Raw genomic sequence first — 25,639 nt, 5'->3', positions numbered from 1 at the left:
CTAAACTTTCCCTTTGATTGTATATAATGGCTCAAGCATCCATTCGTATATTTTACGAGTATCAAGTTCAACATCAGCGATAACAGTCATACCAGAAACAAAACGCTCTTCACGCCCATAAACCGTTATTGTTGGCTTCAATAGTTCAACCCTTACTTGATACAATCCTCCAACTTCAGTGTTATTTACCAAACCGTGATTTGAAATCATATCGGCTGCAATTGCTGATTTAGATATGCTAGTAATAATCCCTGCCTGCACCCCAAATTTTTCATAAGGAAATGCATCAAATCTCAATCTAACTTTCTGTCCAACCTTTATAAAACCAATACTTCTACTTGGGGCATACAGTTCGATAAATGCTTTTTCACTGTCAGGCGAAATAACTAATAAAGTCTGACCATTACTCACAGAATGTCCTTCAACCGCAAGTATTGAGGCTATTACACCTTTAATAGGAGAAAGAACTTGACTATCACTCTGAGATATAAATTCCACTTTATTCTGTGTAATAACCTCAAGTTGCTTATCAATATCTTTCAACATAAGACTCAAGTTAATATCAGTACTTTTAAGCGTAAATATGAGCTTTTCTTTTTCTCTTATTAATTTTTGAATATTTAATTTATGAATTTGTACTTGGGACTCTTTAGAATACAATTCAAGTTGTTTTTTTTGATACTCAACTTCTGATATGAATTTTTTATTAAATAATGGTTTTTGTTTATTAAATAACGATCGGGTAAGCTCAAGTTCACTATTTGAAAGTTTTAATACATTGTGTAAAATACTAACTTCGTCATCTAATCTATTAATATCATCAGTCAACGCTTCTCGCTCAAAATCTGCCTTTTGTATTTCTTGTTTCTTACGTTCAAATAAAAGCTGATATTGCTTTTCAATAGATACTAGTATACGTTTTTTGACACCAACACCTGTATCATCAAACCTCTCTGTTTTTATTTCATAAAGAGGTGTCATACTTTCAACACGATCCCCTTCTTTGACAAATAATTGTTCTACAAAGCCAGAATCATTAGCTTGAACTTTAACCATACCACCTATAGGACTAACAATACCGACTAACGTTTCTCGCCTTATATATTCGGCAAAAGAGATAAAAATAATAACAGCTATCAATACCAATATTGATAGCACAAAATAAATATTTTGATTAAAGGAAGTATTAAGTAAAATACGACCTTCATTACTTATTTTTTGTGCTTCAAAATATTCTGGTCGATAAAGATGTTTCCCTCGTGCAACCATAGCTATAATCCCTTAAAGAAGTTGCGTTACGGCAATAGGATTATTTAATTGTTCAACTAAACTTTTATTAATTTTGGTTGAAGAAAGATCTGCGCCACACTGACAAATTTTAGTACGACAACGAGTTGGTTTTATCGGTAAAATAACTTCTTTATCATATATAGAACCAATTGTTCCATCTTGCATACACCATGCACGATATATTTCACCAGCAAACGTAATAACTATGCTTTCAACCCCTGCATAGCAATCCCAACCAATGAAATTTACTTGATCATTAATAAGTAAATCAAAAGTCGAAACAGTCTTTTTCGAGCCATCCGTATATTCTATGTCTAAAGAAGAACTAGATTCTGGAAGATTTTTTCCGTCTGGTCGCCCTCTAAAACTTTGCATCAATAACTCTTGAACATCGGTGTATTGATATTTTTTTGTGATAGCACCATTGCCAAACCCTTCAAATAAAGGTTGCAATGCAATTGAACATTTAACCTGTTTTTTAAGCGTTCAGCAAATGAATTACAATCATTAAATTTATGTGGATCCATCATCACATTGATATGCAATCGAGTATTATTCGAATTTTCTAATATTTTGGCAACTTTCAAAAAATGAACTTCATCCTTAATATCATTTACATGGTAACTCAAACTCACACCATTCAAATATTCAGCATTCTCTCGCCACCATAACAAAGACTTTGAACCATTTGAAACAATACAAACTAAACCACCATTTTTATGTATCAGTTGTATTAATTTACTAAAATAACGTAAAAGAGTTACTTCCCCTCCTCCAAACTCAAAATAAGGCGTTAAACCAAGCTTTTTGGCATGAGAACTAATATTTTCTACAAACTGAACCACAACTTCATACGATGGCGCTTTAATTGATCCACTATTTAAGTCTGGATGACAATAGCTGCATTTATAATTACAGTTATTCATTAAAGCCCAATTCACTGAAAAATAGTTACACTTATTTTTTAGACTAAAAAACATATACTTACCATAATCAAGGTGTAATATTAAAAAATCAACTAAATAGTAATGAACTTAATAATACAGAGGTAGCATTCACGCCTGCATGAATAGATGCACTAGTAAAAAAACCATATTTGTTACTTTTAAATAACCAAACTTGATACGACAATACATAAATACAAAATGGAAAAAAAACAACCACCCCCCATAATATAGATATTGTTGAATGCATAATAGAAAACAAAAGCGCAACAAACAAAGAAACAAACATCATATTTGATATTAGCTTTTTTGTTAAAAAAACAAAAAATACGAGCAACAGCGTTTCAAAAAAAGGAGCCAAAATAATTGAACCAAAGAAATCAACATATCCATCACCTCGTTCTAAGCTTACCTCACCAATAATGGGATAAAAAAAACAATACGTTATAAAACCAATTAAAAATGCAGTCAAAACACACAAAAATATTGATTTAACCATATAAACCATGATGTTAGAGTTACAGTTTAAGATAAACATAAAACAACCCTTATATTATAAGGTAGGTAAAATACACCTACCTTATATGTTTTAATTTTAAAAACTACGGCCAGCCCCCATCATCTGACCACCAACAGAAAGTCCATTTCTGCCATAAGTTTGACTTGTACCTATTCCAATACCAGAATGATTATTATAATTACCTCGACCGAAGCTATTAATTAAATAATCGCTACCGATAGATTTTATTACCTCTTTAGCTATCTTCCCTTTTAAAGAACCTCCATCACCGCCACCATCGACCAGCAATATCTCATTTGTATTTAAATTATACATAATAGTTTCCTTTTTATTTTTACAGTAAAAGAGTACTGCACTCATTTAAGGCTAAAATATCATTTACCTTGTTAGCCATGTTTTCTTTTTCCCTAATATTTCATCCATATATCCCAAAAGGTTTGGTAACCAAGTAATCGACTCTAATACTAATGAAAACAAAGGTGCCTTTAATATTTGACTCGTCGTTAATTCCTGTTGTAAATTGTTTTCTTTGATATATAAATGAACAAGCATTAAATAAAAGATCATATTTATTCCACCTAAAAGGAGAGGGATCCAAATATGAAATATCACCATTACCCCTAATAAAATCATACTCGATGGAAAAATATATTGTAACGCTGTAATAACAAACCAAGGGGTTGAACAAAAACCAGCAAACCAATGCGTTTCCCACGCGACAACATACGCTTCTACTCGCCCTCTTGCCCATCTTCGTCTTTGATTAAATAAACTTTTTGAATCAGTTGGACATTGTGTTGAAGCTTTTGCTTTTGGCGCATACCCTGTTTTATATCCATTCGATATTGCTTTCCAACACCAAGCAATATCCTCAACCAACCATTCACTCCAACCGCCAAGATCTTTAACTACTGATGCGCGATGAGCAACAAAAGCGCCAGCTAAAACAGGGACGCAACCTAATTTATCCTGTGCGGCTCTTATCGCACCATAAAAACTGATATGCTCATAATGCTGTAATAATCCAATAAAATTGTCCTTATAATTGCTCGGAGTAATATATCCGCATACCGCTGCATATCTATCATCAGACCATAACTTACTAACTAACGCTTTAATGCCATTTGGTTCAATAAATGTATCACTATCAACAATGACATAAGTATCTCCTGTAGCTATATTTAAATTAAGAGCATAATCCAACGCAAAACCTTTACGGCCATTATTATTTTTCTTTTTTATTAACAAATATTTTTGATTCCTTGGTGCTTTTAACCATTGTTCAATAACTTTTGTACTATTATTCGTTGAACCATCATCTATTATTAAAACCTCAAGTAGCAATGGGTATGTTTGATTTTCTATATATGATAATGTTCTCAATAAAATATCCGCTTCTTCGTTATAATAAGGAACAAAAATGGATACTGAAGATAATAAATTTAAGTTTTCTTTTTCTTTTCCATACTTATAAAATACGAATAATACAATTGTAGTAAACAACGTTATTGATGATATTACTATTAAAGTTAACTCAATAAAATAAAACACGATACGATACCTTAACAATACTTGGCAATTAATATTTTAATTGATTCATTAGAGTATTTTGTCTTACTTAAGTACTCATCATTCAAAATAGTAAATGATGAGTATTTAAAATTTCTAAGTTCAAACTTAACATTACCAATTTTCAACTTTTTTTCTTTTGCTAGTTTAATAATATTACTTTTAAATTTATCCACACAAAAATCACCAATATTTTTTCTATGTCGAGATATCAAACTTCTTTTCACCTCATCTGCTAATATTAAGTTATCTTCACTTTTATTCTTAACATCAAGCTCTTCTAAAATCGCATAATTTTCTTGATAATCCAATTCATTGATAAAATTATCAATTAACGTATTAATATCATTTCGTGATAAATCATCTTTCAAACATGAATACTTTTTTATGTTAAAAAATAAATTTTTCAACCACTGTGTAATTAATAAATGATCATCCCAAACAGCACCGACACCATCAGCAATAACATAGTTACCAAAATCAGGAACAGCAGTAATAGTTCCAAAATCAAGAAAACGACCATCAATGCCTATATTTGAACTAGTCAAAGATCCATGTGGTATTCCCTTTACTCTAGAATATGCAATTTGTTTTGCTATACGAAGTACAAGGTTTTTTAAACAATCAAATAACTCTTTTTTTGATGATAATATTGAATCACTCAGACCTAATGATCTCGGTAAATAATTAATACACTCTTTCACCCGAGCTGTATCATCATTTCTTAAAGAAATATATTCAGGAAAGGGCCAAAAAAATGTTGCTCTTTCAAAGTGTGCTGGACGAATAGAAAACTCCCTTATCGCTAAAGCACATGGTTTCTTAGGACAATTATCTAAATATGAAAACTCTTCTTGAACATTTGTTTTGATAATAGCTAAAGTTCTAATTGATCCAAAAGGTAAATGTTGATGACAAATTTCCCCCCAAATAGCTTCAGAAATTGCTTCATCTAAAAATAATTTTCCATGAGAATGTGATTTACTCATATTTTGTGCAACTAACGGTGTTATACCTATCCCCTTAACTTGAAAAACACCATCAAATCCACAACGCGCACTGCCCCCATTGCAAACTTCATGTCTAGAACCATAGCGATCCGCCCAAAAAGTTTTAACATTATTAATAATTAACCGATTAGAATTTAAATAATTTGATGTCACATAAGAATATTCATTTAATAAAAATTCTTCTATCTCTTCTTTTGAACCATTAATATTATATTTTTTCAACAAATCGTTATTAACCCAAATAAGTTCTGTTCCTTTTAATCGAAATGTATCAAAAGAAGAAAAGGCTATATCAGGTAAACCTGTTTCAAGAACATTTAACTGCCTTATTTTTTCCACAGATATTTTGTTAACACTCATAAGTTATTTCCTATTGTGTTTAATTACTAAACCTGATTTATCTCGAATACATATATTTACATCTTTACATGATATAAATGCTTTATGCCTTGCATTTCGATATAACTTCTTAATTACAGATGAAGAATATTGTTTTTCTGCACATATGAAGTCAACAATAATTAAATTATCACCATCATTCCAACACATTGGATGAAGAATAAATTTATTATTATATAGATATTCAGTAAGTGTTTTATTATCAACCCAAGCCCAAAAAACATAACCGATTGGATTAATATCACCTTTCCCTTTAATTAATATATATTGGTCGTGTAATATAGCAGGCTTCACCCAATATAAAAATGAATTAATATTTACATTTTTATGACTGCCATCTTTAACTGTTACTTCTAATAACAACCCAATCTCTTGTAATATATTACTCTTAGTTTTACCTGATTGTTCCCTCTCCATAAATAAAGAGTTTTTAGTGCTAACCGAGAGATTTGACTTATCTAAAATCATTATAAAAGCGTCCATGAGTAACTTTAAAAATAACTCTATTAATTAATATCATTAACTACTTAAATTATATAATTCAATATAAGTAAGTGATGATATTTTTTAACATTCATACCCACACTATAATATTAAGCTATTTTAAAAGTGTGAGTATATTCGCATTTATTTTTTATAATTTACAATTTAACCATATTATTACACTAAATTTAACTTGCTAAAAACATGACTTACTTTGCCATATTATAAGGTTAATACTTAGATTTATAACAGATCAAACCATAACTTAACAAAATATACATATAACTTTCTACTATTTTATTTTTTACATATGATTAAGTTCAATATTTTATTTATACCTATAAGTACAATGTAATTATCCTTTTAAAAATCAAGGCTATTTTTATATATAAACCTCTGATGGAAAAAGCATAGTTAATTTAGCTAGCTCGTTAGAAATGATATCATCACATTATAATTTAATGGTTGACACGATGACTAAAAGAATGCCCTGAATTTCAATTGGAATCCGAGCAATTCGTTTTAGATCAAGTCTACTCTGCAGCGATGAATATGGTGGTATTACACCAAATAAATCATTACTCAATATTGTAATAGTCAATAAATACTGGCTGTAATTTTAGAGGTTAACCTATATATTAGCTTTTACTTATTTGATCAAAGCTTAGTTAATATCTGGCAACAGGCCTTAGCTGCGACTGAGTAATAGCGCTTGAACAATAACTACAGGGTAATAGCTAACCGCACAATAACTAACCATGCATACTACGCTGTAACGTCTAAATACATTAACGGGCAAGCATCCCCTAGCAGTTATGGTAAACTCAGTGATAAGTATTTGTATGTAAGCGATAGCAGCATTACCAGTGTGGATAGAAAATAATGTCCACTGCTATCTTTTACAAAAGTTTTTAGTACCCCCTGATGTACCCCATGGGGCTACTAGCAAAAATAAAGAGTATAAAAATCAAATGACTAGTCAAACAATTCAGTGGTTCCCGGGCCATATGCATAAAGCCCGTAAAGAAATTGAAGAGGCAATGCCAAAAGTCGATGTGATCATCGAAGTGTTAGATGCCCGTATTCCTTTTAGTAGTGAAAATCCGCTGATCAAGTCTTTCCGTGAAACGAATGATGGAAAGCCTGTTGTTAAAGTACTGAACAAGCGTGATTTAGCTGATCCTGAAATGACCCAATTATGGATTGATCACCTTGAAAAAGAACAAGGCGTAAAGGCAATTGCTATTACGACTGAGAACTTAAACGAAGTAAACCAGATCATGGATCTCTGCCGTAAGCTTGCGCCACAGCGTGAAGAAGCGGGTAAGAAAATTCGTACCATGATCATGGGTATTCCTAACGTAGGTAAATCAACCATTATCAATGCCCTTGCTGGCCGTACAGTTGCGATCACGGGTAACCAACCTGCCGTTACTCGTCAGCAGCAACGGATTAATTTAGATAATGGTATTTTACTGTCTGATACTCCGGGAATTTTATGGCCTAAAGTAGAAAACCCTCACAGTGGTTTTCGTTTAGCGGCAACGGGTGCGATTAAAGATACCGCCATGGATTACATTGATGTGGGTTTCTTTACTATTGAATACCTGATCAAAGCCTATCCTGAAATGATCAAAACCCGTTACAACCTTGATGATGATTTGCCTGAGTCTGCAATTGAATTAATCGAAGAGATCGGTCGTAAACGTGGTTGTTTAAAAAGTGGTGGTCGTGTTGATTTACACAAGGCCTCTGTTATTTTGATCAATGAATTACGTAATGGCACCTTGGGTAACATCACTCTTGAACATCCAGATATGATCACTGAAGAATTGATCAATGTTGCGATTGCATCTGAGCGTAAAACTGAAGAAAAAATCAAGAAGAAAGAAGAGCGTCGTAAGCGTTACCTTAAAAATAAACGCTAAGTAATAAAACAATATTTTTTTACATAATATTTAATAGTCACTGCTATCTGTTTATTAATTTATACTTGATGGAGTGACTTTTTTTATGCCTTCGATAATTTTCTCTCCTAAGAAAAATTTTTATTGGCGATGATTAATTATTTTCGTATAAAATTTGAAAATAATTACTTATCAACTCAATTACAACACTAATGATTTTGTGGTAATTAGTTGATTGATTCACCCGTTTAATGATTATAACCCATTAAATAACTTGTAATTTTACCCCGCACCTACGCTATTGAATATATTTGATTAAACATAACACTAATCATTTTTTTAGTATCAACAATATTATAAATAAAAATACAGTTTCGGATTAGTTTTTCTCATTTTACTCCCACCTCAGTTGCGTGAATAATCGCTCCGCTTTCAATCGGAAGTAAACTTAAACAGCACTGTCTCTTCCTCCCTTCTGCCTTTTTCGGTCGACGGGTTTTTGACTACTCTTTCAGGGTTACTCCTTTATAAAGAGACAGATTATCTAAACCGAATTTAATGTGGAGAGTACGGTAGTGCAACAAACCACTACTTGTCAAAAAAGCAGCGGCATGTTCGTGCCAGTTGCAGGACTAACTGTATTTGCAATCGCTTCAGGCTACTTAATGAGCTTGATCCCACTATCATTAGCAAATTTTAATATTGATAGTAGTTATGCCAGTTGGTTAGCGAGTATCTATTATCTTGGTTTATTAATAGGGTCATTAATGATCGAACCTATTATTGCTAAAATAGGTCACCGCATTGCCTTTATTAGCTTTCTTACATTATTAGCGTCAACGGTTGCTGTATTACCTTTGTTTCCACATAAAGAACTATGGCTATTTTCACGTTTAATTGCAGGTATGGCTGTAGCCGGTATTTTTGTTGTTGTTGAATCATGGTTATTGATTGGCGATAGTGCAAAAGAGCGAGCTAAGCGTCTTGGATTTTACATGACGTCATTGTACGGCGGTACGACTATCGGTCAGCTTGCTGTGGGTTACTTTGGTGTACAAGGTTTTGTACCTTTTATCGTGATCTTAGTACTATTATTAATTGCCATTTTGCCACCATTGTTTGTTAAGCAAGGTCAGCCAAACAGCCATGGTCACCAAGTGCTTTCACTTAAACAAATTTCACGTTTAAGTAAGCCAGCAATTATTGGTTGCATCACATCAGGTGTGGTGATGGGAAGTATTTATGGTTTGATGCCATTAGCGCTTAAAGCCAGTTCACTTTCTACCAATCAAGTTGGTGTATTGATGGCAGCAGTTATTCTTGGCGGTATGGTTATTCAGCCAATTATTAGCAAGCTTTCTATTGTAATGAGCAAAACGTTATTACTTGCGTTAATGTCATTACTGGGTGTGTTTGCAATGGGTTTAACGTATTTATCGTCAGATTACATTATGCTAGTCAGCGCATTAGCATTATTAGGTATGTCGGCATTTGCACTTTATCCGATTGCTATTACATTAGCGTGTGATAATTTAGATTCATCTTACATTGTAGCAGCAACACAAGTGATGCTCTTTAGCTACAGCATTGGTTCAGCACTTGGCCCTATTGGTGCTAATAGCTTTATGGCTGAACAGAATGGTTTGATGGACTTCTTCTTTATCGTACTACTGGCAACAGCCATTTATATGCTAATTGCAAGCTTACACCGTAAGCCACAAGTATTGGCGAGCTAATACACAGTATGCGTAAAAAAGGGCACAATGGTTAATACCGTTGTGCCCTTTTTGTTAGTTTGTTAGTTTGTTCTTATTTTACCAATGCAGCAGCGCCAAAGACACCAGCACTATCACCTAAATCAGGCTTCACAATCTGAGTGTTTAATTCACCGTTAAATAGATGCGGTAAAATCGCTTGTTCTGCTTGTTGGTATAAAGCATCGATATTACCCACCCCACCACCAATAACGATCACATCAGGATCAAGTACATTGATAATTTGTGCGGCAGCAATACCAAAATAATGTGACATTCTTGCCATCGTAGCTTGAGCATGAAGATCATTATCAGCCGCTCGAGTGACGATTTCAGGTAATGATAATGTTTGTCCTGACTGCTCAGCATAAAATCGTTCCAAGCCTTTGCCTGAGATCACGGTTTCTAAACAACCAGATTGACCGCAATAACAAGGTGCACCATCAGGCTCTATAACATTATGCCCCCACTCTCCGGCAATGCCATGACAACCATATAGACATTTACCATTAACGACCACACCAGAACCAACGCCAGTGCCCATGATGATGCCAAACACGACTTCAGCATTAGGCTTTACTCGCTTTGCTGCACCAAAATGTGCTTCAGCGAGAGCAAAGCAATTCGCATCATTGGCTAATACAACTTTTGCACCCAGCAATTCTGTCAGATCTTTATCAAGTGGCTTGCCATTAAGCGCAGTTGAATTACAATTTTTCATCACACCATAATGAGGATCTAATGTACCGGGAGTACCAAAACCAATCGCTAGAGGCCGCTGACCTAATTGTTCTGCACAACGGTCAATCAGCAATGTAATCTGATTTAAAATATGAGCATAGCCTTGATCGCTGTCTGTTGCGATCCGCTCCCTGACAACACACATATCAGTGCTACGTTCAATAACTGCACACTCAATTTTAGTACCGCCTAAATCAACACCCCAGTAATAACGATCCATTTCCACTCCATTGTTATTTTATTATTTTCGATAATTATACTTGATGCATAGTATTAAATACTGCGACATTGCCGAAAATTCACACGATAATGTCTCTTATTAAGACTATTTAAACGAATAATTTGTACATTTATTCGGCTAATGCAACAGAAATACATTTTCTTGCAAAATATTCCTTGTAGAGAAACAAGAATATTTTAAAGTAGCGGTACTTTTCACCGGTGCGCAATTACGCGTGGTTTGCAGTAGTACTTAATGAATAAATACCGTCCTTATCTTGATATGCCACTTTGTATATCAATTCTTCTTTTAATCACATTTAGTTCATTAACTGTATGGAGCGCAAGTAGCTTTAGCGTCCCCATCATTGAGCGTCATCTTATTCGTGGTCTGTTAGCCATTGGCGCATTAATTGTCATGTCAGCCATTTCTCCCACGACTTACCAACGCTATACACCTTATTTATTTATAGTGACCGTTATTTTGCTTCTAGGCGTATTTGTCATTGGTGACAGTACTAACGGTTCACGACGTTGGTTAGCCCTTGGGCCGATTCGTTTTCAGCCGTCTGAGCTGGTTAAAATCGCAGTGCCGTTAATGATGGCATGGATACTGATTGCTGAAGCTGGACGTCCGACACTTAAAAAAGTCCTGATTTGTTTGATGATCACAGCGATTCCAGCCGGACTTATTTTTATTCAGCCCGATCTTGATGGTGCTATTTTTACCATTCTGTATGCGCTATTTGTACTTTATTATGCGGGAATGAGCTGGACGTTAATTTCGACTGTTTTAGGTATCATTGGTGTCACAATACCCTTAGCCTGGTATTTTGTAATGGAAACCTACCAGAAAAAACGGGTATTACAATTTCTTGATCCTGAATCTGATCCTCTTGGTTCGGGTTATCAAATTATTCAATCAAAAATTGCCATTGGTTCAGGAGGTATACGCGGTAAAGGTTGGACAGATGCAACCCAAGGTAACTTAGGGTTTATTCCAGAAAGCCATACTGACTTTATTTTCTCAACCTTCGCAGAAGAATGGGGCTATTGGGGCAGTGTATTCTTACTTGGGATTTATGGCTTTATGACGTTTCGAGTAATTTGGCTAGCCAATCAATCAAAATCACCGTTTGCACGCTTAGTCAGCGCCTCGTTTGCATTAAGCTTCTTTCTTTATAGCTTTATTAATATCGGTATGGTGAGTGGCGTATTACCTGTTATGGGAAGTCCGTTACCGTTCTTTAGTTATGGTGGTTCTGCCATTATTACTCAGGGGGCAATATTTGGCATGATCATGTCACTGTGCCTTCGCAAGAAGTCTATTTGTGCTCCAGAGAAATAACGCGCTACGCCTTAAATAAGCGCTAAAAAAAGCCAGTCATGTTTATTCTTTAATTACGAAGAAAATAATCACATGGCTGGCTTTTTATGATGCTATTGCTTAATTCTGTTTATTCACTTCTGACGACACAATGCTGCAGCAACCATTCAATGAATAAATTGTAGCTTAACGCTCAGAGGCAGCTTCTGTTGCAATTTTTAACGCAGGAGAAGTAATTTCTACACGGCGATTTTGCGCACGACCTTCAGTAGTGTCATTGGTTGCGATAGGATGTTGTTCACCCATACCTTGCGCAGTCACTTGTGCAGGATTAACCACATATTTTGCTAACTCAGAAGCAACAGCATGAGCACGTTTTTCAGACAATGTTTGATTATAAGCAGCAGTACCAGTATTTGAAGTATAACCAGTAACCACAATTTTAGCGCTTGGGTAACGAGTTAAACGCTTCATCATTGGCTGTAGTGCGTTTTCATTTGCTGTGGTGAGTTTATACTGATTAACCCCGTAGCCTAATGATAATGTCGATGGCTCAATTGTCACTGTTTGCGCTACTGCTGGAGCAATAGTATCAACCACAACCGGTGCTGCACCCCAGTTATAAACCAAGCTTAAGCCATAGAAATTAGTATCAAACTTGTAGCTTAAATCAGTACCACGAGGTTTTGATGATAAGTCATGATAATATTGATATTCAGCACGGGTTGAAAGGTGGTCGGTTAATTGATATTCAACACCCGCGCCAACAGTACCCACAAGATGGTCATCAGTATCACTAATACCGTTGCCATGGTAAGCCGTTAGCATGTAACTGCCACCCGCTTTAGCAAATAGGCCCCAGCTATCATTAACGTGCCATGTTGCCTTACCGGTTAAATCAAACGCGTGTTGTTTAATATTTTGATGATTAATTTGTGCATCACCCAACCACGTATAACCCGTCTCAACCGCAAACCATGGAGTGATGTTATAACCAGCAAAGATACCCGCACCAAGATCATTTTGTTTTAGGCCAAGGTTAGAAGCATGGTTATTTTGTTCAAAATGAGAATAGTTAGCATCACCTAGACGCACACCAACATAATAAGGATTAGCAGGTGCTGCATGAGCAACACCAGAAATAAGAACAGCGAGAGGTAACAGTGCAAAATATTTATTAGACATGCTATTTACTTTATAGTGATTAATATTAAATAAGTTCTGAATGCAATGGTCTGCAAACTTAGTTAATAATGCCAAAATAGCATTTCATTGTCATACGTAAATAGAAATAAAATCATTCCATCACGATAAATATCACCATTCGCTCACTTAGTATAAACAATAGACCAACACCTTAATATTGGGTGATAGCGATACCTATTTCAGTCGCTAATTGCTGTAACTGTTCATCAGTATCTAATTTAACCGACCAATTCAAACCACTGCCCACAGCGGTGATCACATTCGCACCACCAATTAATGTCAGTTCGTCCACTTGCGCTTGCATCATTATTCGACAGTCGCCATCAATACGGATAACAACTTCATGTTGCGTTGCAATAATTTTGCCTTGAGAAAAAGTAATGATCATTGTATTTACTGCTTTTTATGTTTCAAAACGGCCATTGTCAAACGACTGGTACACACCAAACGCTGACGCTCATCGCGAATTTCAATCTGCCATACTTGGGTAGTTGCACCAAGATGTAATGGTGTCGCCTTTCCTGTCACAAAACCACTACGAACCGCGCGAATATGGTTGGCATTAATATCTAAACCAACACAATAATAATCGTCAGTTACCGCAAAATTTGCGGCCAGTGAACCGAGTGTTTCTGCTAATACAACGGATGCCCCACCATGTAACATGCCTAGTGGTTGATGGGTACGACAATCTACCGGCATCGTCGCTGATAATGAAGAATCATCAAACGCAACATATTCAATGCCTAAATGTTCAACTAAGGTATTTTTAGAGGTCTGATTAAAAAGTGCTAACGTAAACGGTCGTTGCCAAATCGCCATAATATGCTCTGCTTATTGGTTAGGTATAACATCTATTCTTACGTGATTTCGCTATAATATCACTCTCAAGATAAGTCAGAAAAAATAATATTCACATTATTAACGGCAATAGCCACCATGAAACGATACATTCAGCATGCCGAAGTTTGACAGGCATAAAAAAAGCGCCAATCAGGCGCTTTTTAACAAGACTATGTTTTACTCATCGTTATTGAGCAATAGCTTCTACAGCCGCTTGTTCGATTTCAAAACCAGGGGTTGTTACATCTGCACGACGGTTTTCAGCACGACCTTCAGTGGTATCGTTTGTTGCTGCTGGATCGAGTTCACCACGACCTTCAGCAGAGACACGACTAGGATCAATGTTGAATTGCTTAGTTAAGTACGTTGCCACTGTTAATGCGCGCTCTTCAGAGAGTTTTTGATTGTAAGCTTCTGCGCCAGTGCTATCAGAGTGACCAATAACAACAAGTTGGGCTTCAGGGAAGTTTACAAGACGCTGTGCAATTGGTTCTAAACGTTGCTTATCTTGTGCTGATAGTTCATTACTATCAAATGAGAATGGCATTTCAACCGAAATAGGCTCAAGTTGAACGGTTGTTGCTTCAACCACTTCCGCTACAACAGGAACAACGGCTGCTGGTGCACCCCAACCGTAAACAAGGCTCACACCGTAGTAATGCGCATCCCAGTTAAGTTTAGTGTTCTCGCCAGTTGGTTTCACTTCCATATCGTGGTAGTACTGGTATTCAGCACGTACAGAAAGGTTATTTGTGAAGTGATATTCAGCACCAAGACCCGCAGTCGCCACTAAGCTATCGTCACGATCAGATAGGCCTTCAGCTTTAATATGAGAAAACTGCCATGCGCCACCCACTTTAGTGTATAAATCTAAAGAATCGGTTGCTTGATAAGTAAACTTACCCACAAAATCAATTGCTTGTTGCTTTATTTTTGCATTCGCTTCTTTCAGCTTTACTTCACCTAACCAAGTATAGCCTGTCTCAACAGCAAACCAAGGAGTTACGTTGTAACCCATGAAGATACCGCCAGCAAAATCATCTTTATCGATTGATGTTGAGTGACTTGGGTTCCAATGATCATTGCCTGTTTTCGCATCGAAATCAGCGTAATGAACACCACCAGCACGCGCACCCACATAGAATGGATTAACAGTGGCTGCGTTTACTGCACCAGAAACAAGAAGTGCAAGAGGTAAAACCACTAGATTCATTTTAGACATTATTTATCCTTTATTATAATTATTACCACTACTGCTGTTTTCTCGTCATTTCGATATAAAAAGATAATTCACGACCACATTTTTATATTTAAGTTCAAAAAAACAGGATTTAATTTATCAAAAGGGAAAATAAAAATCCAGAATAAATAAATACCAATGCCACATTAAAATCATAAGGTATTGATAAAAAACAACTTAATGGAAAGTCACTTTGCTGTATTTATTCGAAAAAACATATCATTTATTATTAAAAAGTATTTAAAACATTACATTTACGACTGAATGATGCCTTAAATATCGTAATACGGGATAACTAAAAACTAACAAAGGAGTAAAACAACCAATACATACCTAGAAGATATTACCCATATAGCTAACAGAAATTATTGACGTAGTGAATAATACTAATACGCTTTTAATAGTATTTTAATATCCTGCTATTTCTCTTTACCCCATTACAACGTAAAATAGTTCCATTCATACATTCAAGGGATTTATTGAGTATTCCTCTGTCAAATAAACCCTTTGGTTGTTTTTAACTGATTTACGTGTTCAAACCTTATGAATTTAATTGAAAGTAAAACGACATCGTTTCCCCTCTCTAATTCACCAATCACGGTTGGTATTATTGGTGGCGGTATCGCTGGATCAACCATTGCACTTCGATTAGCAGAACAAGGTATTAATGTTCAGTTATTTGAAGAAGGGAAAAGCTTAGTTAATGGCCCCCCAATTTGTCACTTACATGCAGGTGGAAATCTGTATCGCGAGATCTCAGATCAACAATGTGTGACACTACTCAAGCAATCTATTGATACGCTACGTGTCTATCAACACACCTCAAATATTAGACCGACAGTTATTGCGATCCCTTGCAATGATGCAGGTGATCCTAATGATTTACTCCCCCGCTTAACGTTATTACAACAGACATACCAAGCACTGGTCGAAAACGATCCTAAAAATAAAGTGCTGGGTGAGCCTAACGATTACTTTAAGCTGTATCAGCGTAATGATATGGAACGCTTAGCATTACAAGATAATCCTCGCCATCCGCTAACACCTGATCAATGGATGATCCCTGTTGCTAAATCAATCAATTTAGATCAATTCAAATACCCATTAGTGATGGTGCAAGAATATGGTTTAAGTGTGTTTAGAATTGCAGCAACCTTAACCCTCGCATTACAAAAGCTGACAGCGTGTCATGTTCATACCAATACTAAAGTGACATCTTTAGCTGAACAAAACACCGGTTGGAAAATAAGCTACCAAGATTTAACGGGCGATCAACATCAGATTAATGTTGACTATTTAGTTAATGCTGGCGGTTATCGAACGGGGACAATTGATGACTTAGCGCATATTCCACGTCAACGAATGGTGGAGTTTAAAGCGGCTTATATCACTCATTGGGCGCAGTGTGATGCACAATGGCCTGAAGTAATTTTTCACGGTGAACGAGGTACACCAAATGGTATGGCGCAACTAACCCCTTACCCTGATGGATTTTTCCAACTCCATGGCATGACACAAGATATTACGCTATTTAAAAATGGGTTAGTGTCATCAAATGCAAACAGTGCTCAGCCACAATTAGATGCTTCTTTTAAAGCCAAATTACAACAGCATTGGACACAGCCAGAGATAGAACAACGCACACAGCGGGCAATTAACCACATGGCGCAGTTTGTTGAAAAGTTTGAACAAGCCACTGTCGGTGGCAAGCCGTTATTTGGTGCCCAGCAAATTCCCGGCAGTGATCCTACATTGCGAGCGGCTGATGTTTCTTATTCTCATCAACGCTATGCACGATCTGAAATTGTAAAAGCCTCATCAGCGTTATCTGTCGCTGATGCAATCCTTGATCAACTTGCCGTATTGGATTTAATTTCAAAACCCATACCGCAAACCCGTGAAGATGAATTTCCTGTTGCTCAACAGTTAAGCCTCAACGATATTGTCAGTTATGCTGAACAATTAGCAGCAGAGCGTGGTTTTCCAACCTCCCTCGCGCGTCCTATTGGCCACTAAGTAAAATGTTACCACAGCAGATATAAAAATAGCTGCCAATGCAGCTATTTTTATCTTTCAATACAGTCTCAATAGATTGAACGTTATTTCTTACCAATTTCAACATTAATCGCCGCTAATGCTTGTTGCTGAGTCACTAAAACCGCTTGCTTTTCTTTTAATAATTTCATTTGCTGATCATAATTATCACAATCTTTTTTTGATACCCAATTCCAGCTATTACCCGATTTAAACTCATCACACGCTTTCTTAAAACCTTTAGCAGCTTGGTTTAATTCTGTCACACTCGCTTGGGTTTCTTTTACATTCGCCTGCATCTCAGCTTGACGCTTAAAATACTGTTGTGATTTATCAATAACCACTTGTTGTTTAGTGGTGGTGGTTTTTAATTTTACCACTTCAGTGTCTAATTTCTTTTTAGTCACTTCTAATTTTTTTTGATTGACCGATAACTGTTGCTTCTTCTGATCCAACAACGCTAATTGTTCGGCAAAATCCGCTTTTTGTTTCTCCATTTGCTCAGTTATCGCTGTTAAATCTTTCGTTGTTTGCGCTAACTGCTGGCTTTGCTGCTCATTACTGGTCACCAATGCTTGATATTGTTCAGCACGTTGATCAAGTCGTTCTGTTTGAGACTGAAGATGCTGCTGACAAGCTTGCAGATTCGGTGCACTCGTGCTTTGTTCCGCTTTCACACCAATCCCGTAACCAATTGCCCCGCCAACAACGAGCGCGAAAAGAGAGAATAACAAAGGGGTTTTACGTGTCGCCATAGTAGACATAATCACTTTCTCCATTTTATTTTTCGGATTAAGAACAACTAATACATTTAACTATTGACGAGATTAACACTTTGCTTGTGATAAATTGTTAATTCTGTATCAAATAATGTTATATCTCTGGGAAAAAACCTTAATAATGAATAAATTCGAGGAAATTACCGTTTAATTCTCAATTTTAATAATGTGTTTCAGCCATAATATATTGTGAGATTAGCCAATAAATACAATCCAACCAAACTAGGATTAATTTAACAGCTTTCAATACACTGTATAACTAATGGTACATTTATGATCACACCACTGTTTGTTTTAACTGTTTCAGCATTTTCAATCCCTTTACTTGAAAATTCGACCTATAGCCAAACAGAGACTAACTGTACGCTCACTGTCAAAGAGGAACGTCTGCAAGATGATATCGTGCTAACAATGTCAACGGACAGACAACATCACTACGACGTTAAAATCTATCACCTAAACGATCTTCAAGCACCTTCTCGAGGTAAGCTATTACAACACTCAATTGATAATGCTGAACAAGATCAAAAACTTAACTATGTCGTTGACCACAACTTATTTAAACGCTTAGATAACCAAACCGCTATTTATACCACCACGATTGCTAATGATAATATCAGTCCTCAACAATTTACAGAGGCGTTTAAATTGCACGGATACCGAACCAGATTGTACATTGAAGGGCTTAATCCTTTGGCTTTTATTGCCAGCCAACGCCAAGCAGACGCCTTTTTTCGCTGCGTAGGACAACAATCAATAACGACTATAGCCAATCGTTAGCACCTAGCATCTAATACCTAGCACCTAGCACCTAGTACCTAGTACCTAGTACCTAGCACCTAGCATCTAACACCTAGCACCTAGCACCTAGCACCTAGCACCTAACATCTAACATCTAACACCTAACGTTATTAACCTAGTTTTAGCTCTAAATCACTGTCTTGAATCCAACCTTGGCGACGCATAATATATGCAATAATCAGTGTAATTACCGCAGGTAAGATAAAGTGCATAAGGACGATTAATCCATAAATATAACCGCTACTCACCCCAGGTTGCTCCATCGCAATCAATGTTTGAATCTGTCCAACTAATCCCGATGTTCCCATACCTGCGCCAAGTGGTGTATTTTCCATATGAAATACAACGGTCGCTATAGGTCCAAGGATTGCAGATGCAACAATCGGTGGGATCCAAATCTTGTAATTCTTAACGATATTCGGCATTTGTAACATCGAGGTTCCCAACCCTTGCGCAAAAATACCCGCCCAGCCATTAACACGATAACTCATTACAGCAAAACCCACCATTTGTGCCGCACACCCAACGGTTGCAGCACCAGCAGCCAAACCATTTAGGCTCAACATAATCGCAATGGCTGCACTGCTGATCGGTAAGGTTAACGCCATCCCCATTAAGACCGCCACTAATGCCCCCATTAATAACGGTTGTAATTGTGTGGTCGACATTATTAACTGCCCAAATTGGGTCATCACCGCGCCCACTAAAGGCCCGATCCAACTGCCGACCATCACTCCAACTAATACCGTTACTGCTGGCGTCACTAAAATATCGACTTTAGTTTCTCCTGCAACCAATTTACCGCACTCTACCGCACAAATACTGGCGACATAAGCACCTACAGGCCCACCCATTGCCGCGCCCGCAGCACCTGCAATCGTTGAGGAAAACAAAACTAAAGGCGGTGCTTTTAATGCATAAGCAATCGCAACACCAATGGCTGGCCCTGTCATTTGCTTCGCGATAGGCCACAGTACGTCACTCAATAAAGGTATCGAAAATTTGATACCAATCGTGTTTAGAATTGAGCCAATTAGTAGCGAGGAAAACAACCCAAGTGCCATAAAACTCATTGCATGAATAAAATAACAATGGAAAGAGATATTGATATTTTTAGACACGAGGAAACGATTAACACCAAGAAAAAAACGCGACAAAGGAGGCGGCATAACAGCAAAGACCATATGAAGAACTCAATAATGGCAGAATTTTACCTTAGCCCGCTTATAAATACAGTCAAATTAGTTACTTTTTTTATCATTTTGGCTATATTAATACTCAACATAGTTAATTCCTATTTAGCACCTCCAACACATTAATTATGTAACTGTAACTTGATTCACATTGAGTAACTCCAACATCAACACAAACATCGCCAAAAGTAGATCATTATAATTTACCCATTAATGGCATTTATTTACAGTTATACCTCTTGTGCTTACTAGGAATACATATCATGCCTTTACTACAATATCAGCCGCTGTCACATTGTCATGATAGTTCTAATTTTCAACGTTTTAATAAGCATTTAGCCCCTATTGCAGCATTAATTACTCTCTCTATCAGTTTTCCTATTACCGCGGCACAGTCACCATTAATGCTGGCTAAAAGCTTACCTAATGATCGATTAAATCCAGCACACTATAGTGATGACAATCAAATTCACGATACTTTTACCGTAGCTGATTATTTAGTCAGTGAAAAATTAGACGGTATTCGAGCTTATTGGAACGGTCAGCAATTGCTCACTAAAACCGGTAATATCATTCATGCACCAAACTGGTTTTACGCTAACTTTCCAGCGACTCCGTTAGATGGCGAACTGTGGATAGAACGGGGTCAGTTTCAAGCACTAACACGCATTGTGCTTGATAGTGAGCCTAATGATAAAGCATGGAGAAGTGTCAATTATATGGTGTTTGATCTTCCTCATAACAACGCACCTTTCAGTGACCGCTACCAGCAATTACAAACCTTAATTCAGCAGCAGCGAGATCAAAATAACCAACCCCTTAATCACTTGCAGTGGGTTGAACATAAGTCACTTGATAATCTGGCCATATTAGAGCAATGGTTAGATATTGTTAGTAGCCATAATGGCGAAGGTTTAATGCTGCATCACAAATCGAATAATTACACAGCAGGCCGCACTGAACACTTATTAAAGCTAAAGAATCATCAGGATGCTGAAGCGATTATCATTGGCTATGAGGAAGGTAATGGGAAATACCAAGGCATGATGGGATCGGTCTGGGTGAGAACCGCAACCAATGACACCTTCAAAATAGGATCGGGTTTTAACGATCAACAACGACAAGTTCCACCCGCTATTGGTTCCACCATTCAATATCGTTATAACGGTTATACTAACAATGGCATTCCTCGTTTCGCCCGATTTATTCGCGTTCGTAACAATCCTGATAGCTAATATTACGCATAACAAATAGCCCTAAATGTCATTTATTGCGGCATTTATTATGACATTGATTGTTACATAATTTACAGGCTAAACACAGATTAAGTCATTGATTAGTTATAGTATCTCTTTACTATAACTTTCTTATTCCACACAACATAATGGCTTACAATGACAGATATATTTAACGGTTTTCGCACCCTAACAACAGCGATACTGCTTATTGTTGGTATCAGCAGTAACGCTTATGCGATGCCAAAAGGCGATGCAAGCAAAGGTGAAATAAAAACCCCAAGTTGCCGTTTTTGTCATGGCAGTAATGGTATTGCGCCACAACCCAGTTATCCTAATCTAGCAGGGCAACAGCAAGCATACCTTTATGACGCTATGCTCGCTTATACCAATGATACCCGTATAGGCCCAATGGCAACGATGATGAAAGGACAATTACAAAACCTTAACGCCCAAGATCTTGCTGATATCGCAGCTTACTATTCAGCAATGAAATAGCCGTTCACATTAAAGTACGTCTGTTTTGATTGTTTCAAATTGGCACAACCACTCAGAAAGCTCTGCCACCTGACGTGCCAATTCTCGATTTAGCCACAAGTAACCGTAATAACTAATATCGGTTCGGCTATCTACACTTGATGCCAACTTAGGGTATAACGCTAAAATATCTAACTGCTTCTTATTGAGTACCATTAGTGGTTTTTCAGGAGCAAGCAGATCTTCGCCTAATGATTCGCACATCAGTGATAATTGCTCTTTTGCTTGTGACAATGCCCGTATTTCCTGCACTTTTTCTTTACTGTATTGATGCCGCCACTGAGTTTGGATGATATTTTCCAGCAAGTTAAACATTCTCACCTGACACGCAATCGCTTTTTTCACCGACAGCTTCATTTCAGGCGTTTCATGACCAATACTCGATTCTAACGCAGTGATCTTATTTAATGTTTGGCGTAATTTACTTAATTGAATTTCACGATAATCGTCATCACTGTTTACGAGTGCATTGTGCTCTGAATAGTTTTGATGAAATAAGCGTAAGAAATCACCACAAGCTAATTTAAAATGATCCGTCGCTTTAGCCGGAAATAAATATTGGCTCGCCATAATTGCCACTAACCCACCCCATAGCACATTGGTTGTACGCCATAATGCGATATGTAAATCCCCCGGACCACTACCAGCCACTAATACTAATGTTACTGAGGTTAAAATAGCGCTATATGAATATTTACCAAGCGTAAAATAAAGTGACACACTCAGCATTGCTAGCAATAAACCATAGTGCCAATAGACATTATCAATCGGGAAAAAATACAGTGATAATCCTAATATTGCTCCGATTGTTGTACCTAAAATCCGTTGGCTGGCTTTATCTGACACTTCGCCTGAATACTTGGCTGACATCACCACAATAATTGTAATCGGAGCCCAGGTGCCATAGGGAAGTTTAAAAATAATATCAACAGAGAAAGCAACAATGCAGGCGATAATAATACGCAGTACATGAAATAAGCGCATGTACTTAATAATTTGTTGGTGTAAGGTTTTCATTCGGTTCTGTAACCACACAAAGACGCAATTTAAGTACTACCAATAACACACCATTTTCAAGATAACCAGCCACATAAAATATGTCATCACAGCCACTGTGCATAAATTATCACTCTAAAAGCCAACTTAATCACATCAACATTGTTTAATCGCTGTTTTAATAAGAGCTATACATTGTTAGTTAAGCAGCATCGTTGATGATTAATCACTCAACCTAACAATGAAACCTTATTTTGATGAACAAAAATCATTATCGATTGCTATTGTTTGTGATAGCCTAATTCAATACTTATAACGATAACGAGTAACCACCATGAAAATTTTCAGTAACTTCGAAAGCGGTAGCATCAATGTTGTTAAAGCAGACAGCAAAGACGACATTCAACTTAGCATTCCTAACGATAACCAATCTGAATTACATCAATGGTTTCACTTTCGTTTAGAATCTGAGGCTCAACAGCCACATACTATTAAGCTCTTAGATCTTGCTAACTCAGCCTACCCTGAAGGTTGGAACGGCTACGATGTTGTTGCTTCTTATGATCGTGAAGAATGGTTCCGTGTTCCTTCAGAGTTTGATGGTGACACATTAACGTTTACTGTTATTCCTGAAAATCAATCAATGTACTTCGCTTACTTTGCCCCGTACAGCTACGATCGTCATCAAGATCTATTACACCTTGCACAAAGCCATTACAACTGTCGCTTAGAAACACTAGGCCATACATTAGATAACCGTGATGTAAGCCTATTAGTGATCGGTGATGAGCAAGCAACTGAAAGCGAAGAAGTACCAAAGAAAAAAATCTGGGTTATTGCACGTCAGCACCCAGGTGAAACCATGGCAGAATGGTTTGTTGAAGGCCTAGTACAACGCTTATTAGATGAAACCGACACTGTTGGTCGTGCTCTACTGAACAAAGCCGTATTCTATGTTGTGCCTAACATGAACCCAGATGGCAGCGCACGTGGTCACCTACGCTTAAATGCAATTGGTGTGAACCTTAACCGCGAGTGGCAAACACCGTCACTAGAAAACAGCCCTGAAGTGTTCTATGTACGTGAGAAAATGCTAGCGACTGGCGTGGATATGTTCCTTGATATCCACGGCGATGAAGCAATTCCATTTAACTTCGTTGCAGGTTCTGAAGGTATTCCATCATACGATGCGCGCCTTGAAAATCTTGAAAATAAATTCAAACAAGCGCTATTAACAGTAACGCCAGAATTCCAAGATGAACACGGCTACGGCAAAGATAAGCCAGGCGAAGCGAACCTAACAGTGGCATCAAACTGGGTGGGTGAGCAATTTAAGTGCTTGTCTTACACTGTTGAAATGCCATTTAAAGATCATAATAAACATCCAGATAGCCTATACGGCTGGTCTCCAGAGCGTAGTGTTGGCTTTGGTCACGACACCCTAGCAGCAGTACTTGCTGTTACTAATGATCTTCGTTAATACTGATTATTTCTACGTATAATATTAACGGCTGCCTTTTTAGGTGGCCGTTTTTTATTTGCTCATATAAATAACAAAATAAAAGTATTAAATTGGTACTATAAAACGTCTTTAGAGAAAAACTAGCAAGTGGCGACAGCTAAATATTCATATGATTAATCCTATTTATTTCACCTATCTTCTATCCCCGTAGTGCATCTACACATCGTGCAACTTCATATAAATCACCAAACTTTCCTGATTCAATAATTTCCAACGGTGAACGACCTGCAAAATAATCATTGTTATTTTTCATACCCATAAAATTACTGATATTGACAGGGTTACTAAATACAATACGTAATGCTTGATGCATATTTAATATATAACTGACACGTTCTAATTGATCATCACTTAACTTAGTTGTTTCAGGCGTCGCTTTAAATTTATGGTACGACGATTTTGACAACTTTAAAATATTCTGGCTTTGTTGGGCAGTACATCCCCATGACGATAAAATATTATCGGCAGCTTTAAAACCTGTCCTTGATAATGCCTTAGCATCAAAACCACTCTCTTTTGCTAAACTCATAATAAAATCCTCAAATGGAGTTTTATTTAGTCCACACAAGGACTAATGTAAACGCTTTTAATACCATGACAATTGAATACACTATTTTGAAAAAACGAATTCCCACCACCTAAAACAGCGCTAGCCTTGTCCTGTAAGAGCTATCTACTTTAGACACACAGTAAAACACAGGGCAGCCATATCTTTACAAATTTTATGGCTGTCTTATCTTTTTTCGATCGTTGAGCTTGGCATTCACTCAGCCCAATATCCGTCATCTCGGAAGTCGAGAAACGAGGCTATCCGTGATCTACTCAATGCGTGATTGAGCCTTAAAGACACCAGTGAAGCACGTCAAATTTTATGATGTTACTCGATAAACATTGGATGGCTAAACATTGGACACCCATATCGCTGTGAATTGATTCCCTATTGCCCTCGCAGGCATTCACGGAAAATAATGACGGTATTATTATCCGTCAAATCTAGTGTGATTTTATGGCTGTCCTATGTTTTTTTGCGATCGTTGAGCTTAGCATTCATTCAGCCCAATATCCGTCATCTCGGAAGTCGAGAAACGGT

General features: G+C 36.9%; 25 protein-coding genes. 8 read left to right on the top strand and 17 right to left on the bottom strand.

The genetic code is table 11. From position 1 onward, the window contains the following. The 8 genes from BTO21_RS13015 to BTO21_RS12985 form a co-directional block, all read right to left on the bottom strand. Entirely contained in the window at positions 1-1,269 is a 1,269-nt protein-coding gene (locus BTO21_RS13015) for an HlyD family secretion protein (protein WP_105026846.1), read from the bottom strand. Positions 1,270-1,281: 12 nt separating this feature from the next. Further along, positions 1,282-1,665 carry a hypothetical protein gene (locus BTO21_RS20260; protein WP_239998019.1) on the bottom strand — a complete coding sequence of 128 codons (384 nt, stop codon included), beginning with the start codon at positions 1,663-1,665 and terminating at the stop codon, positions 1,282-1,284. Further along, positions 1,665-2,270, bottom strand: a complete 606-nt coding sequence (locus tag BTO21_RS20255) for a radical SAM protein (RefSeq protein WP_239998022.1) — start codon at positions 2,268-2,270, stop codon at positions 1,665-1,667. Before BTO21_RS20255 ends, BTO21_RS20260 begins: the two co-directional genes overlap by 1 nt. Before the next feature lie 34 nt (positions 2,271-2,304). Continuing rightward, a complete protein-coding gene (locus BTO21_RS13005; RefSeq protein ID WP_065194117.1) occupies positions 2,305-2,772 on the bottom strand; it encodes a hypothetical protein in 468 nt (155 codons plus the stop codon). Positions 2,773-2,829: 57 nt separating this feature from the next. After that, on the bottom strand, positions 2,830-3,069 hold the full coding sequence (locus tag BTO21_RS13000) for a hypothetical protein (RefSeq protein WP_045029987.1): 240 nt from the start codon (positions 3,067-3,069) through the stop codon (positions 2,830-2,832). A gap of 63 nt (positions 3,070-3,132) precedes the next feature. Further along, positions 3,133-4,305 carry a glycosyltransferase family 2 protein gene (locus BTO21_RS12995; RefSeq protein WP_045029989.1) on the bottom strand — a complete coding sequence of 391 codons (1,173 nt, stop codon included), beginning with the start codon at positions 4,303-4,305 and terminating at the stop codon, positions 3,133-3,135. An 11-nt stretch (positions 4,306-4,316) separates the two neighbouring features. Next, entirely contained in the window at positions 4,317-5,693 is a 1,377-nt protein-coding gene (locus BTO21_RS12990) for a protein adenylyltransferase SelO family protein (RefSeq protein WP_105026845.1), read from the bottom strand. A 3-nt stretch (positions 5,694-5,696) separates the two neighbouring features. Further along, positions 5,697-6,200 carry a toxin-activating lysine-acyltransferase gene (locus BTO21_RS12985; protein WP_052672670.1) on the bottom strand — a complete coding sequence of 168 codons (504 nt, stop codon included), beginning with the start codon at positions 6,198-6,200 and terminating at the stop codon, positions 5,697-5,699. Between the two features lie 986 nt (positions 6,201-7,186). On the opposite strand from BTO21_RS12985, the gene ylqF reads away from it, so the two are divergent. Then, positions 7,187-8,143 carry a ribosome biogenesis GTPase YlqF gene (gene ylqF / locus BTO21_RS12980; protein ID WP_045029992.1) on the top strand — a complete coding sequence of 319 codons (957 nt, stop codon included), beginning with the start codon at positions 7,187-7,189 and terminating at the stop codon, positions 8,141-8,143. 554 nt (positions 8,144-8,697) lie between these two features. Continuing rightward, on the top strand, positions 8,698-9,858 hold the full coding sequence (locus BTO21_RS12975; RefSeq protein ID WP_202907346.1) for an MFS transporter: 1,161 nt from the start codon (positions 8,698-8,700) through the stop codon (positions 9,856-9,858). A gap of 73 nt (positions 9,859-9,931) precedes the next feature. On the opposite strand, the gene BTO21_RS12970 is transcribed toward BTO21_RS12975, so the two are convergent. Next, the gene (locus BTO21_RS12970) at positions 9,932-10,837 is read right to left on the bottom strand and encodes an ROK family protein (RefSeq protein WP_045029994.1); all 906 of its coding nucleotides are present in this window, start codon (positions 10,835-10,837) and stop codon (positions 9,932-9,934) included. Positions 10,838-11,092: 255 nt separating this feature from the next. On the opposite strand from BTO21_RS12970, the gene rodA reads away from it, so the two are divergent. Continuing rightward, positions 11,093-12,184 (top strand): rod shape-determining protein RodA, encoded by a 1,092-nt coding sequence (gene rodA / locus BTO21_RS12965; RefSeq protein ID WP_045029996.1) that lies wholly within the window; start codon positions 11,093-11,095, stop codon positions 12,182-12,184. A 165-nt stretch (positions 12,185-12,349) separates the two neighbouring features. Here the strand turns inward: rodA and BTO21_RS12960 are convergent, their stop codons facing one another. The 4 genes from BTO21_RS12960 to BTO21_RS12945 form a co-directional block, all read right to left on the bottom strand. Further along, the gene (locus tag BTO21_RS12960) at positions 12,350-13,348 is read right to left on the bottom strand and encodes an outer membrane beta-barrel protein (protein ID WP_045030019.1); all 999 of its coding nucleotides are present in this window, start codon (positions 13,346-13,348) and stop codon (positions 12,350-12,352) included. 172 nt (positions 13,349-13,520) lie between these two features. Then, complete coding sequence (locus tag BTO21_RS12955; RefSeq protein WP_045029997.1) at positions 13,521-13,757, bottom strand: DUF3389 domain-containing protein; 237 nt, start codon at positions 13,755-13,757, stop codon at positions 13,521-13,523. 5 nt (positions 13,758-13,762) lie between these two features. Beyond that, positions 13,763-14,191: a hotdog fold thioesterase gene (locus BTO21_RS12950; RefSeq protein WP_045029999.1), complete on the bottom strand. Its 429-nt coding sequence runs from the start codon at positions 14,189-14,191 to the stop codon at positions 13,763-13,765. A gap of 208 nt (positions 14,192-14,399) precedes the next feature. Next, entirely contained in the window at positions 14,400-15,434 is a 1,035-nt protein-coding gene (locus BTO21_RS12945) for an OmpA family protein (RefSeq protein ID WP_045030000.1), read from the bottom strand. Between the two features lie 561 nt (positions 15,435-15,995). Between BTO21_RS12945 and BTO21_RS12940 the strand changes: the two genes are divergently transcribed. Further along, on the top strand, positions 15,996-17,468 hold the full coding sequence (locus tag BTO21_RS12940; protein WP_045030002.1) for an FAD-dependent oxidoreductase: 1,473 nt from the start codon (positions 15,996-15,998) through the stop codon (positions 17,466-17,468). A gap of 83 nt (positions 17,469-17,551) precedes the next feature. Here BTO21_RS12940 and BTO21_RS12935 read toward each other — a convergent pair whose 3' ends face one another. Then, the gene (locus tag BTO21_RS12935; RefSeq protein WP_052672669.1) at positions 17,552-18,250 is read right to left on the bottom strand and encodes a hypothetical protein; all 699 of its coding nucleotides are present in this window, start codon (positions 18,248-18,250) and stop codon (positions 17,552-17,554) included. Positions 18,251-18,538: 288 nt separating this feature from the next. On the opposite strand from BTO21_RS12935, the gene BTO21_RS12930 reads away from it, so the two are divergent. Beyond that, entirely contained in the window at positions 18,539-19,045 is a 507-nt protein-coding gene (locus BTO21_RS12930; protein WP_045030004.1) for a hypothetical protein, read from the top strand. Positions 19,046-19,176: 131 nt separating this feature from the next. Here the strand turns inward: BTO21_RS12930 and BTO21_RS12925 are convergent, their stop codons facing one another. Further along, positions 19,177-20,235, bottom strand: coding sequence for a PTS sugar transporter subunit IIC (locus BTO21_RS12925; protein WP_105026943.1), 1,059 nt, complete (start codon positions 20,233-20,235; stop codon positions 19,177-19,179). A 428-nt stretch (positions 20,236-20,663) separates the two neighbouring features. Between BTO21_RS12925 and BTO21_RS12920 the strand changes: the two genes are divergently transcribed. Together BTO21_RS12920 and BTO21_RS12915 are read left to right on the top strand one after the other, a co-directional pair. Further along, positions 20,664-21,494 (top strand): DNA ligase, encoded by an 831-nt coding sequence (locus BTO21_RS12920; protein ID WP_065194255.1) that lies wholly within the window; start codon positions 20,664-20,666, stop codon positions 21,492-21,494. A gap of 159 nt (positions 21,495-21,653) precedes the next feature. Further along, positions 21,654-21,992: a c-type cytochrome gene (locus tag BTO21_RS12915; RefSeq protein ID WP_045030007.1), complete on the top strand. Its 339-nt coding sequence runs from the start codon at positions 21,654-21,656 to the stop codon at positions 21,990-21,992. A gap of 9 nt (positions 21,993-22,001) precedes the next feature. Here the strand turns inward: BTO21_RS12915 and BTO21_RS12910 are convergent, their stop codons facing one another. Then, positions 22,002-23,048 carry an FUSC family protein gene (locus BTO21_RS12910; RefSeq protein WP_045030008.1) on the bottom strand — a complete coding sequence of 349 codons (1,047 nt, stop codon included), beginning with the start codon at positions 23,046-23,048 and terminating at the stop codon, positions 22,002-22,004. Positions 23,049-23,361: 313 nt separating this feature from the next. Between BTO21_RS12910 and BTO21_RS12905 the strand changes: the two genes are divergently transcribed. Continuing rightward, complete coding sequence (locus BTO21_RS12905; protein ID WP_045030010.1) at positions 23,362-24,507, top strand: M14 family metallopeptidase; 1,146 nt, start codon at positions 23,362-23,364, stop codon at positions 24,505-24,507. A 181-nt stretch (positions 24,508-24,688) separates the two neighbouring features. Here the strand turns inward: BTO21_RS12905 and BTO21_RS12900 are convergent, their stop codons facing one another. Next, entirely contained in the window at positions 24,689-25,078 is a 390-nt protein-coding gene (locus BTO21_RS12900) for an MbcA/ParS/Xre antitoxin family protein (protein WP_105026844.1), read from the bottom strand. Between the last annotated feature and the right edge of the window lie 561 nt (positions 25,079-25,639).

Source organism: Photobacterium phosphoreum, assembly GCF_002954725.1.
In the GTDB taxonomy this organism is placed as follows: Bacteria; Pseudomonadota; Gammaproteobacteria; order Enterobacterales; family Vibrionaceae; genus Photobacterium; species Photobacterium phosphoreum.
Note: the sequence above shows the minus strand (reverse complement) of the source record. Positions and strands in the feature narration are given on the sequence as shown.

What these genes read in the sequence shown, in the direction of transcription:
- BTO21_RS13015 (WP_105026846.1), bottom strand. Translation starts at nt 1,269, where the DNA reads ATGGTTGCACGAGGGAAACATCTTTATCGACCAGAATATTTTGAAGCA.
- BTO21_RS20260 (WP_239998019.1), bottom strand. Translation starts at nt 1,665, where the DNA reads ATGCAAAGTTTTAGAGGGCGACCAGACGGAAAAAATCTTCCAGAATCT.
- BTO21_RS20255 (WP_239998022.1), bottom strand. Translation starts at nt 2,270, where the DNA reads ATGTTTTTTAGTCTAAAAAATAAGTGTAACTATTTTTCAGTGAATTGG.
- BTO21_RS13005 (WP_065194117.1), bottom strand. Translation starts at nt 2,772, where the DNA reads ATGTTTATCTTAAACTGTAACTCTAACATCATGGTTTATATGGTTAAA.
- BTO21_RS13000 (WP_045029987.1), bottom strand. Translation starts at nt 3,069, where the DNA reads ATGTATAATTTAAATACAAATGAGATATTGCTGGTCGATGGTGGCGGT.
- BTO21_RS12990 (WP_105026845.1), bottom strand. Translation starts at nt 5,693, where the DNA reads ATGAGTGTTAACAAAATATCTGTGGAAAAAATAAGGCAGTTAAATGTT.
- BTO21_RS12985 (WP_052672670.1), bottom strand. Translation starts at nt 6,200, where the DNA reads ATGATTTTAGATAAGTCAAATCTCTCGGTTAGCACTAAAAACTCTTTA.
- ylqF (WP_045029992.1), top strand. Translation starts at nt 7,187, where the DNA reads ATGACTAGTCAAACAATTCAGTGGTTCCCGGGCCATATGCATAAAGCC.
- BTO21_RS12970 (WP_045029994.1), bottom strand. Translation starts at nt 10,837, where the DNA reads ATGGATCGTTATTACTGGGGTGTTGATTTAGGCGGTACTAAAATTGAG.
- rodA (WP_045029996.1), top strand. Translation starts at nt 11,093, where the DNA reads ATGAATAAATACCGTCCTTATCTTGATATGCCACTTTGTATATCAATT.
- BTO21_RS12960 (WP_045030019.1), bottom strand. Translation starts at nt 13,348, where the DNA reads ATGTCTAATAAATATTTTGCACTGTTACCTCTCGCTGTTCTTATTTCT.
- BTO21_RS12955 (WP_045029997.1), bottom strand. Translation starts at nt 13,757, where the DNA reads ATGATCATTACTTTTTCTCAAGGCAAAATTATTGCAACGCAACATGAA.
- BTO21_RS12950 (WP_045029999.1), bottom strand. Translation starts at nt 14,191, where the DNA reads ATGGCGATTTGGCAACGACCGTTTACGTTAGCACTTTTTAATCAGACC.
- BTO21_RS12945 (WP_045030000.1), bottom strand. Translation starts at nt 15,434, where the DNA reads ATGTCTAAAATGAATCTAGTGGTTTTACCTCTTGCACTTCTTGTTTCT.
- BTO21_RS12940 (WP_045030002.1), top strand. Translation starts at nt 15,996, where the DNA reads ATGAATTTAATTGAAAGTAAAACGACATCGTTTCCCCTCTCTAATTCA.
- BTO21_RS12935 (WP_052672669.1), bottom strand. Translation starts at nt 18,250, where the DNA reads ATGTCTACTATGGCGACACGTAAAACCCCTTTGTTATTCTCTCTTTTC.
- BTO21_RS12930 (WP_045030004.1), top strand. Translation starts at nt 18,539, where the DNA reads ATGATCACACCACTGTTTGTTTTAACTGTTTCAGCATTTTCAATCCCT.
- BTO21_RS12925 (WP_105026943.1), bottom strand. Translation starts at nt 20,235, where the DNA reads ATGCCGCCTCCTTTGTCGCGTTTTTTTCTTGGTGTTAATCGTTTCCTC.
- BTO21_RS12920 (WP_065194255.1), top strand. Translation starts at nt 20,664, where the DNA reads ATGCTGGCTAAAAGCTTACCTAATGATCGATTAAATCCAGCACACTAT.
- BTO21_RS12915 (WP_045030007.1), top strand. Translation starts at nt 21,654, where the DNA reads ATGACAGATATATTTAACGGTTTTCGCACCCTAACAACAGCGATACTG.
- BTO21_RS12910 (WP_045030008.1), bottom strand. Translation starts at nt 23,048, where the DNA reads ATGAAAACCTTACACCAACAAATTATTAAGTACATGCGCTTATTTCAT.
- BTO21_RS12905 (WP_045030010.1), top strand. Translation starts at nt 23,362, where the DNA reads ATGAAAATTTTCAGTAACTTCGAAAGCGGTAGCATCAATGTTGTTAAA.
- BTO21_RS12900 (WP_105026844.1), bottom strand. Translation starts at nt 25,078, where the DNA reads ATGAGTTTAGCAAAAGAGAGTGGTTTTGATGCTAAGGCATTATCAAGG.